Below are 14,649 nucleotides of genomic sequence, written 5' to 3'. Positions count from 1 at the left end.
TCTTGGCCAATCAGAACGGGATCTCGTCGTCCAGATCGCCACCCGGCGCGTCCCAGCCGCCGGTATTACCGCCTGAATTCCGGGCGGGTTGCTGGTTCATACCACCACTGCTGCCGCTGCTGCGAGCAGGCGTGTTGCCGCCGCCATAGGAGCGTGCCGGAGCGTTGTCATAGCCGCCGCCCGAAGAGTCGCCATCACGATTGCTGTCGAGCAGGACCAGTTCGCCACGGAAGCGGTCGAGAACGATCTCGGTCGTATAGCGTTCCTGGCCGGACTGATCGGTCCATTTGCGTGTCTGAAGCTGGCCTTCAAGATAGACCTTGCGGCCCTTGCGCAGAAAGCGCTCGGCAACATCGGCCAGACGTTCGTTGAAGATCACGACGCGGTGCCACTCGGTGCGCTCCTTGCGCTCGCCAGAGGCACGGTCGTTCCAGCTTTCAGAGGTCGCAATGGTCAGGTTGACGATCTTGGCGCCTGACTGGGCATTCCGTGTTTCCGGGTCTCGGCCCAGATTTCCCACCAGAATGACTTTGTTCACACTTCCTGCCATCGACCCGACCTTTACGCTGTAAAACGCGTCATCCTACCGCACGATGGCGCTGCCGTCACGCCCATGAGGCCGGGCAGCTCTACTTTAATCCGTCGACAGGCAATCCTACATAGGTCTCGAAACGTTCTCGTTCAGAGACCCTCCCTTCCGATTTCCTCCACGTGGTGCCGATGTCCGATCTGCCGTACAACCAGTCCATTCGTGTGCGCGGTGCTCGCGTGCATAATCTGAAGAATATCGATGCTGACATTCCCCGGGATCAGCTGACAGTCATTACGGGTCTCTCGGGCTCCGGAAAATCATCGCTGGCATTCGATACGATCTATGCTGAAGGACAGAGGCGTTACGTCGAAAGTCTCTCAGCCTACGCGCGTCAGTTTCTGGAGCTGATGGGCAAGCCGGACGTGGACTCGATCGAGGGCTTGTCCCCTGCGATCTCGATCGAGCAGAAGACCACGTCGAAAAATCCGCGCTCGACTGTCGGCACGATTACCGAAATCCACGATTATATGCGCCTGCTGTGGGCGCGTGCCGGTGTCCCTTACTCGCCTGCGACGGGTCTGCCGATCGAGGCCCAGACCGTCAGCCAGATGGTCGATCGCGTCATGGCGATGCCGGAAGGCACGCGCCTCATGTTGCTGGCGCCGGTTATTCGCGACCGGAAAGGGGAGTATCGCAAGGAACTGGCAGAGCTTCAGCGCAAAGGCTTTACCCGCGTCAAGGTCGATGGGGAGACCTATGAGATTGCCGAAGCGCCCCATCTGAACCGCAAACTGCGGCATACGGTCGAGGTCGTTGTCGATCGCGTTGTGGTCAAGGCGGGGATTGAGTCCCGTCTGGCAGACAGTTTTGAGACCGCGTTGGCTCTGGCCGATGGCGTGGCGTATGCCGAGCAGGTGCAGCGCAGCGGCGAAGAGGGCGCGGCCGAGCATATCGTTTTTTCGGCCAAATTCGCCTGCCCGGTGAGCGGTTTCACATTGGAGGAAATAGAGCCCCGGCTCTTTTCGTTCAATGCTCCGATGGGGGCGTGCCCGGTCTGCGACGGGATCGGAACGGAAACGCATTTCGATGCCCGGATGGTTGTGCCGGATGTCTCTCTTTCACTTGCAGAAGGAGCGATTGCGCCTTGGCGTGACGCCAAGACGCCCTGGTACGACCAGACACTCGAGCGCTGGCGCGCCACTACAAAGAGAAAATGACAACCCCGTGGAAGAAGCTTGGGGAAGGCTTTCGTGAGGCTTTGCTCCATGGCAGCGATGACTCTGTGCTGTTCACCTACAAGGACGACAGACGCGCTTACGAGCTTAGTAAGCCTTTCGAGGGCGTGATGCATAATCTGCAGCGTCGCCTTGCCGAAACGGACAGCATGTGGGTGCGTGAGGAGCTGTCGCGTTACCAGTCCGCTGTGCCCTGTCATGCGTGCCATGGTGCGCGTTTGAAGCCTGAAGCCCTTTGCGTGAAGATCGATCAGCTCAATATTGCCCAGGCTTCGGATCTGACAATCCGACGGGCGCTGGAGTGGTTCGGGGGTGTCGAAGCATCGCTGACGCCCCAGCGTGCGGAGATCGCGCGGCGTATTCTGCGCGAAATTCTCGACAGATTGCGGTTTCTGGACGATGTGGGGCTCGATTATCTGACCCTTTCCCGTGGGTCAGCAACGCTGTCAGGCGGCGAAAGTCAGCGTATTCGCCTGGCAAGTCAGATCGGTTCCGGGCTTACGGGGGTTCTGTACGTTCTCGATGAACCCTCCATTGGACTGCATCAGCGCGATAATGAGCGCCTGCTCGGTACGCTCGAACGTCTGAAAAAGCTTGGGAATACGGTCATTGTCGTCGAGCATGACGAGGATGCTATTCGTGCAGCTGACTGGTTGATCGATATGGGGCCGGGCGCGGGCGCGCTCGGCGGGACCGTTGTTGCCTGCGGCACGCCTGACGAAGTGGCAAAGAATGAGGACAGCGTTACCGGGGACTACCTGTCTGGCAGACGGTCCATTGCCGTGCCGGAGAAGCGTCGTGCCTACGACAAGAAACGCATGCTGACTCTGGTGGGTGCCACCGGCAATAATCTGCATGATGTGACAGCGCGTTTCCCGCTTGGCTGCTTTGTGGCGGTCACGGGCGTGTCTGGCGGAGGGAAATCGACGCTCGTGGTCGATACGCTTTACAAGGCGCTTTCGCGGGAGCTGATGGGGTCAGGACAATCTCCTTTACCTTACCGGTCGCTTGAGGGGATCGAGCAGCTCGACAAGATTATCGACATCGATCAGTCGCCGATCGGTCGCACGCCACGCTCCAACCCTGCGACCTATACGGATCTGTTTACGCCGATACGCGACTGGTTTGCGGAGCTGCCTGAAGCGAAGGCGCGTGGCTACAAGCCAGGGCGTTTCTCGTTCAACGTCAAGGGTGGGCGATGCGAGGCCTGCCAGGGTGATGGCGTGCTGAAGATCGAGATGCATTTTCTGCCCGATGTCTTCGTGACCTGCGATAGCTGCAAGGGACAGCGCTATAATCGCGAAACGCTGGACGTGAAATTCAGAGGCAAATCCATTGCCGATGTGCTCGCCATGACGGTCGATGAGGCGCTTCCCTTCTTCCATGCTGTGCCGCGCATTCGTGACCGTCTCGCGATCCTGCAGCAGGTAGGGCTCGGTTATGTGGCTCTGGGTCAGCAGGCCACGACTCTTTCCGGAGGCGAGGCGCAGCGCGTCAAGCTCTCCAAGGAACTCGCACGCCGTGCGACAGGGCGGACATTTTATATCCTCGATGAACCGACCACAGGTCTCCATACGGAAGACGTGCGTAAGCTGCTTGAGGTGCTGCATGCGCTGGTCGATCAGGGGAATACTGTTCTTGTGATCGAGCATAATCTGGATGTGATCAAAACGGCCGACTGGCTGATTGATATCGGGCCAGAAGGCGGAGATGGTGGCGGACGGATTGTGGCCGAAGGGCCGCCTGAAGTCATCGCAGCAACCCCGGAAAGTCATACGGGACGCTTTTTGAAACCACTCCTGCCTTCGCACGCTGCGCCGGTCAGCGCGGCAGCCAAGAAAAAGAAGGCCGGACCCGAGCCTCGACGAAAGACGCGCGCCTCATGACGATATTGGTGCCTTTTTGCGGTCGCATCACAGCGAGAGAACGTCAGGAGAGTCTGGACGCGATCAATGCGGGTCTCAATAATATACGCGTTCTGCCTTTCGCGGATCTGACTGAGGGTGAACGCCGCACGGCGCGGATGGCTGTCGTGGCCAATCCGGACCCGGCCGAGCTTGCAGAGTTACCCATGCTGGAATGGGTGCAGAGCCTCTGGGCAGGAGTGGAGCGTCTTGTTGAGGAGATGCCGAACGAGACAGTACGTATTGTTAGAATGGTCGATCCCCAGCTTGCTGCCACAATGTCGGAAGCAGTTCTGGCGTGGACCCTTTACCTGCATAGGGAGATGCCAGCTTACCGCGAGCAGCAGGAGAAAAAGCAATGGCTGCAGCGCCCGTTGGTTCTCCCTGAGCAGCGTCTGGTCGGTATTCTGGGGATGGGCAATCTCGGTCGGGCGGCGGCTCATCGACTCAAGGAAAATGGTTTTCCTGTCATGGGCTGGAGCCGCAGTCCTTGGGCGAAAGCCGATATTCCGATGAAATATGGCCCATCCGGACTTGAAGCGCTGCTTCGGCAGAGCCGGATTGTTGTCGTTTTGCTGCCATTGACCCCGCAGACCCGTGGACTTCTCGATGACTGGCGTCTTGGTCAGATGCAGGAGGGGGCGGCTCTGATCAATTTTGCCAGAGGGCCGATTATCGATCAGGAGGCACTGGTGAGAGCCCTTGATCGTGGGCTTCTGGATCATGCCGTGCTGGACGTCTTCAATCAGGAGCCTCTGCCCGGGGGAAGTCCTCTTTGGGAACATCCCAGGATAACGATCCTTCCGCATATTTCGGCGCGACCCAGACGGGAACGGCGTCTGCGCTGGCAGCAAGAAATATTCAGACCTATCATGACGACGGGCGTATTCCCGAGAGCGTCAACAGGGATCGCGGTTACTGAGCGGTTGTCACGATTCCGCAGGACAATATCCCTGTCATGAAGGCAGTTTCTTCATGACAGGGGGGAGTGTTTCTCTATTGCGGGTCGATTGATTTCAGCGTTTTTCCAGTCGCGGCAGCCGGAGCGTGCGGGGCTGCGCTGGAGAGGTTTTCGAAATCCTCGGGATGTTGCGAGATGTCGACACCCCCGACCGGTTGGGGATGATGGAGCGCATCGTACTGAAGTGGCGCGATCGACAGAGTCTGATCCATGGTAGGCAAGAGCTTGACGTTCCAGCCGCCGCCCAGAGCGCGGATCAGACCGATATCTGCCTGGTAAAGACGAGTGGCCACTTCGATTTGATGGATACGTGTGTCGAGTGTCTGGACCTGAGCGAAAATGGCTTCAAGATAGGTGCCCACACCGCCTTGATAGAGCGTCATGGTCATGTTCTGGGTTGCCAGCGTGGCATCCACCGCTTTTTCGAGCGTGCGGTTTTCCTGATCGAGGCGGTTCGTCCGGGAAAGTCCGTCTTCGACCTCGCGGAAGGTATCAAGGACTTTGCTGCGGTAATTATCGCGTGTTTCGCGATAGGCAGACCAAGCGTGTTGAAGTTCAGCGCGTCTTAGACCGCCCTCGAAAATAGGTAGCTCGAATGACGCTCCGTAGGACCAGAGCGAATTAGCCAGATTGGCGAGGTCGAAGCCATTCTGGGCAAAGCCGCCACCAGCCTGAAGGGAGATATGCGGGTAAAAGGCTGCGCGGGCGATGCCAATCTCGCGATTGGCCTGAGCCATTTCACGCTCTGAACTGGCTACGTCCGGGCGACGCTGGAGCAGTTCTGATGGGACGCCTGCCGGTATGGTGGGCTGATGAAACCCCATGACCTGCGTCGGAACGATGTGGAAAGACGAGGGTGAGGCGTTGGTCAGAATGGCGATGGCGTGCTCGGTCACTTCACGCGCAGCTTGCACGTCCAGTTCAGCGGCTTGCGTTGAGTAGAGCTGGGCCTGGGCGCGGGCGACGTCGAGACGGGGAGCCGCCTGATTCAGGAGCTGATTCTGGGTAATCTGCAGCGCTTTCCGATAATAGCCGATCGACTGGTTATAGATGGCGATCTGGGCATCGTAGCCGCGCAGCTGCACATAACTGGAGGCGAGTTCAGCCTGAAGGCTCAGACGGGACATCGCGAAATCGGCGGCTTTTTCCTGCGCGAACTGTTTTTGAGCGCGGACATGGTTGCGAATGGCGGACCAGAAGTCGGGCTCCCATGACGCAAGGCCATGATATTCTTCGTCCGTTTCGGTGATGTTGCCCTTGTAGCGGAAGAGGCGGTCCTCGGATTGCTTGTTATCGAAAGCCCCCGCACCGATTGCGAGATGGGGGAGAAGCTCGGATCGTGCCTGTACGACGAGGGCTCGCGCCTGAATGAAGCGCTCGGCTGCAGCCTGGAGATCCGGGTTGGAGGCCGTCAATGTCGCTTCCATTTCATTGAGAAGCGGGTCGTTGAGGAGCGTCCACCAGTTCGTTGGGAGCATCGTGTCGGCTGGGGTCGCCGTCGCGAATGCGCCCTGACCGTGCCAGTTGGCGGGCACGATGAAGGTGGCAGGTTTGTAGGTCGGAGCGAGGTCACAGGCTGACAGAGCGAAGGCTGTCAGAACCGTGCCGCAGGCCAGAGCCAGTTTCTTGAATGGAAATGTCGTCATTCGGAAGCCCCAAAACCGGACTGGTTGTAGCCGCGCTGTGGCTGGGTGACGGTCACCTTGTCTCCCTCAAGCAGATCGGCTGGCGGGTTGGCGATGATACGATCGGTGGGCAAAACGCCTGCCTGGATCTCGGTCGAGGTATCGGCCATACGGCCAACGACGACTTTCTTGTAATGGACTGTGTTGTCGTCGTTCACGACCACGACCTGCATGCCTTTTTCTTCGAAGACCAGGGCGGATGTCGGCACTTCGTAAAGATGGGCCATCTGGTTGTGAGCCTTGAGCTGAACCGAGGCAAAGGTGCCCGGCCACAGAACTTCGTTCGGATTTTCCATGGTGAATTCGGACGTTGCGGTCCGGGTGTTCGGGTCATAGCCGCCTGCCGTCGTCAGGAAGGTGGCGTGGAATTTTCTGTCCTTGAACTGGGGCACGCTGACATCGGCGGTCACGTCGGATTGCAGGATATAGGAGAAGACCTCTGGCACGGACACGAAGAGGCGCAGCTTGTGCACGTCAGCGACCGTAAAGAGCTCCGAAGCGCCGCCTGTGCTGTTGAGATTGCCGCCGCCATCGTGAACGTAATCGCCGACGTTGATGCTGCGCGCCGTCACGACGCCATCGAAGGGGGCGACGATCGTCTTGAATTTTTCGAGTGCGGCAAAATGATCGACATTGCGTTGCGCTGCGTCGACCTCTGCCCGGGCGGATTGCTCGTTCGCATTGGACACGGAGACAGACTGTCCGGAAACGGATTGCGATTGACCCATAGCCCGCCAGCGTTCTGCCGTGACAGCCGCAAGGTGATATTTGGCGAGAACCGCATTCAGATCGGCCTGGGCCTGCGCAAATTGAGCATCGAGTGCCGGGGCGTTGATTTCTGCCAGAGCGTCGCCTGCTTTGACATGGGCGCCATAGTCCTTGAACCACATTTTCACGTAGCCAGAGACCTGAGGGTAGATCGGGGCCTGATACCAGGCATCGATATTACCGGGCAGGGTGAGCGCCACCTTTTCCGGTGACTGGATCGGATTGAGGACAGCCACGTTGGGGATGGCGTTTGCCGAGGTCTCGGTTGCCAGAGCGTGCGTGTGATGGACGCGACCGACAACGAGGGCGCCGACCCAGAGCGCGAGGACGCATCCTCCCGCAATGGCGATGATTTTGGGGGAGGTGGCCATTAGACGATTTCCTTCTGGCGGTCAGAGCGGTTGTGCAGGATCGCGTAAACGCAGGGAACGAAAAGCAGGGTCGAGATGGTGGCGACGATGAGACCGCCGATGACGGCGCGACCCAGCGGGGCGTTGGTGGAGTTCGAAGTCGCCATCGGGATCATGCCGACGATCATGGCCAGAGCTGTCATGAGTACCGGGCGGATACGGCCATAACCGGCCTCGATGGCGGCCCGGATTGCATCGCCGTGCACTTCGAGGCGTTCACGGGCAAAGGAAACGACCAGAATCGAGTTGGCTGTGGCCGTGCCCATGCACATGATTGCGCCCGTCAATGCCGGAACCGAAAGTCGGGTGCCAGTCAGGAACAGGGCCCAGGCGATACCGCCCAGCGCGCCGGGGAGAGCCGTGATGATGATGAACGGATCGAGCCAGGATTGGAAGTTGACGACGATCAGAAGATAGATGAGCACGACCGAGACACAGAGGCCGAAGACGAGCTGCACATAAGCGCCGTGCATGGTGGTGGCTTGACCGTGGACATCGACGACTGTCGTGCGCGGCAGGTTAGGAGCGTCACGGGCGATCGTCTTGTTGACCGCGTCAAGAACCGAGCCGAGGTCTGTGCCTTCGACATTCACGTAAATGTCGATCTCGGACATTGAGTTGTAATGCGAGACCTCTCCCGGAGTGCCCGTGGCGACGATATCCGCAACGGCGCCCAGAAGCTGTGTCTGATCGTTGGGATCGCCATCACCCTTGTCGATGGGCACAGTCAGAAGGTCGTTGAGATGGGTAAGCTGGTCCTGCGATGTGTAGACGTTGAGGGGGAAGGTGACGTTGTCGACTGGATCGAGCCAGAATTGCGGGTCGACAACACCGGAGCCAGCCAGCGTCAGAAGCTCGTTGGTTGCGAGGTCGTTTTCACTCAGACCTGTGGCCTGGCTGAAGGTTCGGTTGCCATTGACCATGAGTGTCGGGGTCGACATGGTTTGCTGGATAACCACATCGGCCGTGCCCGGAACCTGGCGGATCTTGCTGATCAGGTGTTTGGCGTAATTATAGTTATCCGAAACACTCGGTCCGGAAAGCTGGATATCGATCGGTGCGGCAGAACCGAAATTCAGGATCTTGTCTGTCAGATCGGCAGGCTGGAACGTGAAGACGGTCCCCGGAAAACGGGCTGACAGATCCTTGCGGAGCAGGGCGCGATAATCCCAGACGGGAGATTGTTCATCTTTGAGAGCGATCGTGAGATCGCAATCCTGCGTGCCGACGCTGGGAGTAGGAATGAAGGCCTGATTATGCGGACCTTCCGGCAGACCGCAATTGGAGATGATGTTCTCGACCTTGCCCGGCAAGAGCTGGTTGATGCGGTCGTCGACCAGAGCGGCGATACGTCCGGCGACCTCGATGCGCGTGCCCAGCGGCGCGCGCATATGCATCTGAAGGGTGCCCGATTTGATTTCCGGGAAGAAGTCGCGGCCTGCAACTGCGTAGAGGCCCATTGAGGCGATGGACACAAGCATGAACACGCCCACAAAGGCGCCACGTCGGGATACGCAGCGTGTGAGGAGTGTGTTGTAGCCCTCCCGGAAGGTGTTGAACCGATGCTCGAAGCCACGTTGGAAGCGTCCGAAAAAGCCCCTCGGTGCTGGTGCGTGATCGTCATGTCCGTGCGCATGATGAACCTGACCCGCGAGCAGGAACTTGGCCATGGTCGGGACCAAGGTGCGAGACAGGATAAACGACGCGATCATGGCGAAAATGATGGCGAGCGCCATCGGCATGAACAGATAGCCCGCAACTCCTGAAAGCTCGAACAGCGGCAGCCAGACAATGCAGATGCAGGTGGTCGAGACGAAGGTCGGGATGACGATCTGGTTGGCGGCATCGATGATCGCGAGTTCGAGATCCTTGCCCATCTCGAGATGGGTGTCGATGTTTTCGATCATGACCGTTGCATCGTCGACGAGAATGCCGACGGCAAGAGCGAGCCCGCCCAGGGTCATAATGTTGATGGATTGTCCCGCCCAGCCGAGTGCGATGATCGAGCACAGGATGGCGAGGGGAATCGATGTGGCGATGATGACGGTAGAGCGCCACGACCCCAGGAAAAGAAGGACGACAATGCCGGTCAGGATAGAGGCCGTGACCATTTCACGGACAACATCGATGATCTGTTCTTTCACCATGACCGACGCATCGGCAAGGATCGAGACGTTTACGTCTGGTGGCAGAATGGCACGGAGGCGCGGTAGGAGTGCCTTCGTGGCGGCGACCACGTCGAGCGTTGAGGCTGTGCCGCCCTTCTGGGTAATCATCTCTACAGCCTGGCGGCCTTTGACGAGCACCAGATTGGTTTGAGGGTGGCCACCGCGATAGACGTCGGCGACGTCGCGGATGTAGATGACGGCGTTACCGACGCGTTTGACCGGAATATTGGCAATGTCGTCCATGGATTCCGGAGCGGCATTGGTCTGCACCATCCAGTCCGTTGCGTCTATTTTCTGATCGCCGGCAGGAAGAACGATGTTCTGGGCGGTCAGCGCGGCCTGAACGTCTGCGGCTGACAGATGGTGGGCACGGAGCTGCTCCTGATTGAGCGACACCATGACGAAGCTGTCCATGCCGCCATAAGGATGAGCGACGACTGCACCCGGGACGGTTGCGAGAAGCGGACGCACGCGGATGACACCGAGTTTGAACAGATCGGAAGGCGTCTGCTTTTCAGACGTGATCTGGAGCGCGATGACAGGGACCTGCGACGGGTCGAGCGCCACGATCATCGGGGCTGGCACCTTGGGGGGCAGGCCGAGGAGGATCGTCTGGGAAATGGCTGTCACTTCTGCTTCAGCCGTGCCGACAGGGGTGCCGGGCTGGAAGTAGATATTGACGATCGAACGTCCATAATAGGAGTTCGACTCCATATGCTCGATATTCTGGACCGTCGTTGTGACTGCCAGTTCGAAATTATAGGTGATTCGCCCGGCGAACTCATTCGGGAGCAGGCCCGGATAGGTCCAGATGACCGAGACGACAGGCACCTTGATTTCGGGGAAAACGTCGGTCGGCGTCTTGAAGATCGACATGATTCCGAACATCAGAATCAGGATCGAAAAGACGACGAATGTCAGGGGCCGCCTTAAGGCAGTTACGACGATGGCGTTCATGAACTCATGCGCTCTCTTCTCGTACGAAGGAAGGTTGCCTTACGGCAGTTTATTCTGTTTAGTTAATCCGATTTAATATTAAGAAAATGAAATCAACGGTTCTGCTGCTCATTACTTGCTCGGATTACTCTTCTCCGGATCCTAAAGGCGCAGACATAAAATGTCGCATAAATGTTGTTTTAGGGAGCCGCCCTCAGAGGGGGCGATAGAAGTAAAGTGGCATTGAGCCACAATCTATTCTTGACTTTATGGCTAAATGCCATTAATAAGACGTTAATCGTCCAGAAGTCAGGTTGGCTTCAAGGTGCAGTTGGCCGGTTTGAGCTAATCATAACGCGGCGGCGTGAGGCGCAGGGAATAGTTTTGAGTGCGCTTGTTCACTCTTTGTTCTTGCTGTGCCCCGCTTCAAGCGCTATGCCTGCGAATGAAGAAGGCTGTTTTCTGGATGAGTGATGAGAACAAGGATCTTAAAAATGATCTCCGTCTGGTCTCCTGGGCATCTCTGGCATGTCGTAAGGCGTGTTTCTGTCCGTGCGAAACACCGTGTCCTGCTGCTGGAGCACCAACTCTGGGTGCAGAGCCGCAAGGCGGAGAGCCATCTCTCCATCTGTGCGCCCGTTCAGAACGCCTTTCAGTAGAAAGTCGGTCGAGACACGCAGACGATTGGAAAGAGACATGATGAGGAACACGCTTGGCGCGCGATCTCCCTTTTCAATCTTGTTCAGTGTCGAGGCATCGACGCCCAGAAGGCGAGCGCATTCGCTCTGATTGGGAAAGACGAGCTCTCTTGCCCAGGTGATGCGTGTCCCGATAGCGCGCTGAACGATTGCGAGTGAATCGGGGCGTTTGTTTTTGGCCATGGGACATTCATAGCAATGGCTCATTGCCAAATCCAGTGCAGAATTGAGCGCGTTTTTCTTCGTCTTAATCAGTGGCATTTAGCCATCAGTCATCCTGAGGATGGAGGCAGAATGAAAATTTCCCGAGAGAGCGGTCGGCGTGCAGCAACGGGCGAGGCACTTGAGAAAGCTCTTGCAGCGCTCCGTGGTCCCGATGTGACCTCTCTGCCTCCGAAAAGTCTTTCTACCAGCTTGAGCGATGAACGAGACGATTCCGGGGCTCTGCCTGCCGGGCATGCCGTAACCTGGCGTGCCCTCTGGGATGATGCGGATCCCCCCTCTTATTTCGAATCGCTGAGCAAGACTCGGGGGCCTTGATCGCCTTGGACCTTATCTCGAGCGCTGTGACGCGTAGCACAAGGATAGCGGAGGGCATTTTTATGGCTGAAGAATTACGTCGAGTGGCAGCTGGCAGGCAGGAACGAGAGAAGACTGCGAAAGCCAAAGGTAGGGAAGCGTGTCTTCCGACGCCAGAACGCATGGCACGAAGCCGTTTTTGTCGGGACGGAGAGGCGTTGAAAGTCCTGTCGACCGTCGCCTGGCTGTTTAATGCTGGTGATATTGGGGATGATGAAGTCGCAGCAGCTCAGCGGTGGCGCAAGGAATATGATTACGCTGAGCTGGGCGTCGTTGAGGAATCGAGTTCGGCGGTCACCGCTGACAAGGGTGATGTTCATACCTGGATGCTCGGACGCGGAAAATGCGCGCAACGCTTGAGTCAGATCAGAAAGGCGCTGGGACCGAGCCTTTATGTCCGTATCGAGATGATGCTGGTGCGGGAAATGAGTTTTCCTGACATGGCACGTCTCATTTTCCCGGATGGCCCAAGGGCGCAGGCGCGCACAAAAACAGCAGCGCAATGTGCTCTTACTTTGGATCGTTTAAGTGAATATTACAAAAATATCTTGCGTAATTAATATTATTATAGTATAAATAAATTACTATATAAATAGTTAAGGTTAGCAACGTGTACAGCCTGAAGGTTGGGGACGTTGTGGTGAGTAAGCGAAGCTTTTTTCTTGTTGTAGAAATGATCTCATGCGAGGTCGTGCTCTGCCCTTTCATACCTTCTTCGGAATTACGCCACCGGGCCGATCTTGAACTGACCTGGGGCGACCTGAATCGTGCCAACTTGCCTTTTCCCGACATGCGCCTGCGTGCCATCCCCTCTCGGTGGCAGCGTCAAAAAATCAACGCGATCGGCACAATGCGTGCTGAGTTTGTCGCGCGCGTTATTGAAATGATTTCCAAAGAAATCAGGCGTGGCGATTGCCCTTTATCAGGTCAGAAAATCCGGGGTCGGTCCGGACGTGACAGGTAGAAAGCCGCTTACAAGCTAAGCGCATCCCTTAGATGAAATGGTGTCGTCAAATGAAACAGAGGCCGGTTAAGCGTGAGCGAGCGCAAGGCAAAACACTGAAGACCTTGTTTCTGGATCAACTCAGAAAGACGGGAAATGCTTCGGAAGCGGCACGCGCTGCAGGGATTGACCGCAAAACCGCCTATAACTGGCGGAAAAACGATGAACAATTCAGCGATCACTGGACACAGGCACTCGAGGAGGCAACGGATCTTCTCGAAGCTGAAGCGCGCCGTCGGGCGATCGAGGGGTACGATGAACCCGTGCTCTATGCAGGGCGCCTGATCTGCGACGCAGAGGGACGCCCGGTGACCCGTAAACGTTACAGTGATGGCTTGCTGCGTATGTTGTTACGCGCAAACCGACCCTCAAATTATGCCGAGGTGCAAAGCTGCTCTGAAGCGCCCGGGGCGGAATTTTCCCTGACCGAGGGCGATGAGGCGCTCTAGGACAGAGTTCTCCCTTACATCGGTGCAAAAGCAGGCGAATAGCCTTCTTGGTGGGAGTGCACGCCATATTTTTTTGCGTGGTGGGTCTCGTTCGGGGAAGACATTTGTTCTGCTCAGGGCTCTTATTGTTCGAGCGCTTAAGGCTCCAAATTCCAGACACGGCGTTTTCCGGTACCGACAGATCGCGTTAAGAGCCAGCGTTATTCAGGATACGTTCCCGAAGGTGATGCAATGCTGTTTTCCGCAGGTGCGATATAAATGGGACGGGCGAAGCAATCGGATCCTGTTCGCGAATGGATCATCGATTTTGTTCGGGGGGCTGGATGATTCCAGACGCACTGAAAAAATTCTCGGACTCGAATTTGCGACGATTTACCTGAACGAGGCGAGTCAGATCAGTTATGGCGCGCGGAACATGTTGTTGACGCGTCTTGCGCAACGCTGCGCGTTGACGGTTCGGGAATATATCGATGCTAACCCGCCGCCGACGGATCATTGGCTTTACGCTTTGTTCGAGGCAGGTATCGAGCCCCGCTCGGGGCTGCGTCACGCAGCTCCCTCTCTTTACGCGTCGATGGTCATGAATCCTGACCAGAACCGCGATAATCTGAGCGATGTGTATTTGCAGCAACTTGAGGCTTTGCCGGAGCGTGAGAGACGGCGATTTCTCTTAGGCGAATATCAAACTGTCATCGAGGGAGCTCTCTGGCGTCTAGAGATGTTTCAACGAGAGCCGGAAGTGCTTGAAACGAGTCGTGAGCAGGTCATCGAGCGAATGCGTCGTGTTGTGGTTGCTGTGGATCCCTCAGGCGCTTCCGGTCCGTCAGATCTGAAAGCCGATGAGATCGGAATTGTGGTGGCGGGGATCGATCATGGGGGAACGGGGCACGTTCTTGAGGATTGTTCGCTGCGCGAAACGCCGATGGTCTGGGCACGTCGTGTCATCCAGGCCGCGAGGTTCTGGTGCGCCGACCGGATTATCGCTGAGCGGAATTTCGGTGGCGCACTGGTCGAAGCGACACTGCGAAGTGTCGATCCCTCAGCGTCGTTGAAGATGGTGACGGCTTCCAAAGGAAAGGCTGTACGAGCCGAGCCAATCGCGGCGCTCTATGAGCAGGGACGCGTGGTGCATCACGGGTGCTTTGCCGATCTGGAGTCACAGCTTTGTCTCTTTTCCGTGCACGGCTTTGGGGGGGCAGGCTCCCCTGATCGGGCTGATGCGCTCATCTGGGCTCTGAGCGAGTTGATGATCGAACCGCAAGCGGCTCGAGGGCGCTGGCAAGACCAGGATGGTTCAGTCTCTCACGTTGAAAAAGGAGGT

General features: G+C 57.4%; 10 protein-coding genes and 2 pseudogenes. 7 read left to right on the top strand and 5 right to left on the bottom strand.

Going from position 1 to position 14,649, the window contains the following annotated elements; translation table 11 throughout:
• Positions 1–10: 10 nt before the first annotated feature.
• Positions 11–550: a single-stranded DNA-binding protein gene (ssb, locus tag JCM15831_RS10225; RefSeq protein ID WP_025824196.1), complete on the bottom strand. Its 540-nt coding sequence runs from the start codon at positions 548–550 to the stop codon at positions 11–13.
• Positions 551–720: 170 nt separating this feature from the next.
• Between ssb and uvrA the strand changes: the two are divergent.
• Together uvrA and JCM15831_RS18215 are read left to right on the top strand one after the other, a co-directional pair.
• Positions 721–3,653, top strand: a pseudogene (uvrA, locus tag JCM15831_RS18220) (excinuclease ABC subunit UvrA).
• Positions 3,650–4,633: a 2-hydroxyacid dehydrogenase gene (locus JCM15831_RS18215; protein WP_198024296.1), complete on the top strand. Its 984-nt coding sequence runs from the start codon at positions 3,650–3,652 to the stop codon at positions 4,631–4,633. The pseudogene uvrA and the gene JCM15831_RS18215 overlap by 4 nt, the downstream one beginning before the upstream one ends.
• 34 nt (positions 4,634–4,667) lie before the next feature.
• Here the strand turns inward: JCM15831_RS18215 and JCM15831_RS10210 are convergent, their stop codons facing one another.
• The 4 genes from JCM15831_RS10210 to JCM15831_RS10195 form a co-directional block, all read right to left on the bottom strand.
• Positions 4,668–6,278 (bottom strand): efflux transporter outer membrane subunit, encoded by a 1,611-nt coding sequence (locus JCM15831_RS10210; RefSeq protein ID WP_025824195.1) that lies wholly within the window; start codon positions 6,276–6,278, stop codon positions 4,668–4,670.
• Positions 6,275–7,456 (bottom strand): efflux RND transporter periplasmic adaptor subunit, encoded by a 1,182-nt coding sequence (locus tag JCM15831_RS10205; RefSeq protein ID WP_025824194.1) that lies wholly within the window; start codon positions 7,454–7,456, stop codon positions 6,275–6,277. The genes JCM15831_RS10210 and JCM15831_RS10205 overlap by 4 nt, the downstream gene beginning before the upstream one ends.
• Positions 7,456–10,620 carry an efflux RND transporter permease subunit gene (locus tag JCM15831_RS10200; RefSeq protein ID WP_025824193.1) on the bottom strand — a complete coding sequence of 1,055 codons (3,165 nt, stop codon included), beginning with the start codon at positions 10,618–10,620 and terminating at the stop codon, positions 7,456–7,458. The genes JCM15831_RS10205 and JCM15831_RS10200 overlap by 1 nt, the downstream gene beginning before the upstream one ends.
• Positions 10,621–11,087: 467 nt before the next feature.
• A complete protein-coding gene (locus tag JCM15831_RS10195) occupies positions 11,088–11,480 on the bottom strand; it encodes a helix-turn-helix domain-containing protein (protein WP_025824192.1) in 393 nt (130 codons plus the stop codon).
• Positions 11,481–11,591: 111 nt separating this feature from the next.
• On the opposite strand from JCM15831_RS10195, the gene JCM15831_RS10190 reads away from it, so the two are divergent.
• The 5 genes and pseudogenes from JCM15831_RS10190 (at position 11,592) to JCM15831_RS18205 (ending at position 14,639) form a co-directional block, all read left to right on the top strand.
• Positions 11,592–11,837 (top strand): hypothetical protein, encoded by a 246-nt coding sequence (locus JCM15831_RS10190; protein ID WP_025824191.1) that lies wholly within the window; start codon positions 11,592–11,594, stop codon positions 11,835–11,837.
• A 197-nt stretch (positions 11,838–12,034) separates the two neighbouring features.
• Complete coding sequence (locus JCM15831_RS18210) at positions 12,035–12,436, top strand: hypothetical protein (RefSeq protein ID WP_025824190.1); 402 nt, start codon at positions 12,035–12,037, stop codon at positions 12,434–12,436.
• A gap of 50 nt (positions 12,437–12,486) precedes the next feature.
• Positions 12,487–12,840, top strand: coding sequence for a hypothetical protein (locus tag JCM15831_RS10180; protein ID WP_035774253.1), 354 nt, complete (start codon positions 12,487–12,489; stop codon positions 12,838–12,840).
• 50 nt (positions 12,841–12,890) lie between these two features.
• Positions 12,891–13,328 carry a hypothetical protein gene (locus tag JCM15831_RS10175; RefSeq protein ID WP_025824188.1) on the top strand — a complete coding sequence of 146 codons (438 nt, stop codon included), beginning with the start codon at positions 12,891–12,893 and terminating at the stop codon, positions 13,326–13,328.
• Positions 13,315–14,639: pseudogene (locus JCM15831_RS18205) on the top strand (phage terminase large subunit). Before JCM15831_RS10175 ends, JCM15831_RS18205 begins: the two are co-directional and overlap by 14 nt.
• Positions 14,640–14,649: the final 10 nt, after the last annotated feature.

Source organism: Asaia astilbis JCM 15831 (assembly GCF_000613845.1).
Taxonomy (GTDB): Bacteria; Pseudomonadota; Alphaproteobacteria; order Acetobacterales; family Acetobacteraceae; genus Asaia; species Asaia astilbis.
The sequence above is the reverse complement of the archived record's forward strand: the minus strand, read 5'-3'. Positions and strand labels throughout refer to the sequence as shown.

Bases quoted from the DNA above. Each gene is read 5' to 3' on its own strand.
- ssb (WP_025824196.1), bottom strand. From the start codon at position 550: ATGGCAGGAAGTGTGAACAAAGTCATTCTGGTGGGAAATCTGGGCCGA.
- JCM15831_RS18215 (WP_198024296.1), top strand. From the start codon at position 3,650: ATGACGATATTGGTGCCTTTTTGCGGTCGCATCACAGCGAGAGAACGT.
- JCM15831_RS10210 (WP_025824195.1), bottom strand. From the start codon at position 6,278: ATGACGACATTTCCATTCAAGAAACTGGCTCTGGCCTGCGGCACGGTT.
- JCM15831_RS10205 (WP_025824194.1), bottom strand. From the start codon at position 7,456: ATGGCCACCTCCCCCAAAATCATCGCCATTGCGGGAGGATGCGTCCTC.
- JCM15831_RS10200 (WP_025824193.1), bottom strand. From the start codon at position 10,620: ATGAACGCCATCGTCGTAACTGCCTTAAGGCGGCCCCTGACATTCGTC.
- JCM15831_RS10195 (WP_025824192.1), bottom strand. From the start codon at position 11,480: ATGGCCAAAAACAAACGCCCCGATTCACTCGCAATCGTTCAGCGCGCT.
- JCM15831_RS10190 (WP_025824191.1), top strand. From the start codon at position 11,592: ATGAAAATTTCCCGAGAGAGCGGTCGGCGTGCAGCAACGGGCGAGGCA.
- JCM15831_RS10175 (WP_025824188.1), top strand. From the start codon at position 12,891: ATGAAACAGAGGCCGGTTAAGCGTGAGCGAGCGCAAGGCAAAACACTG.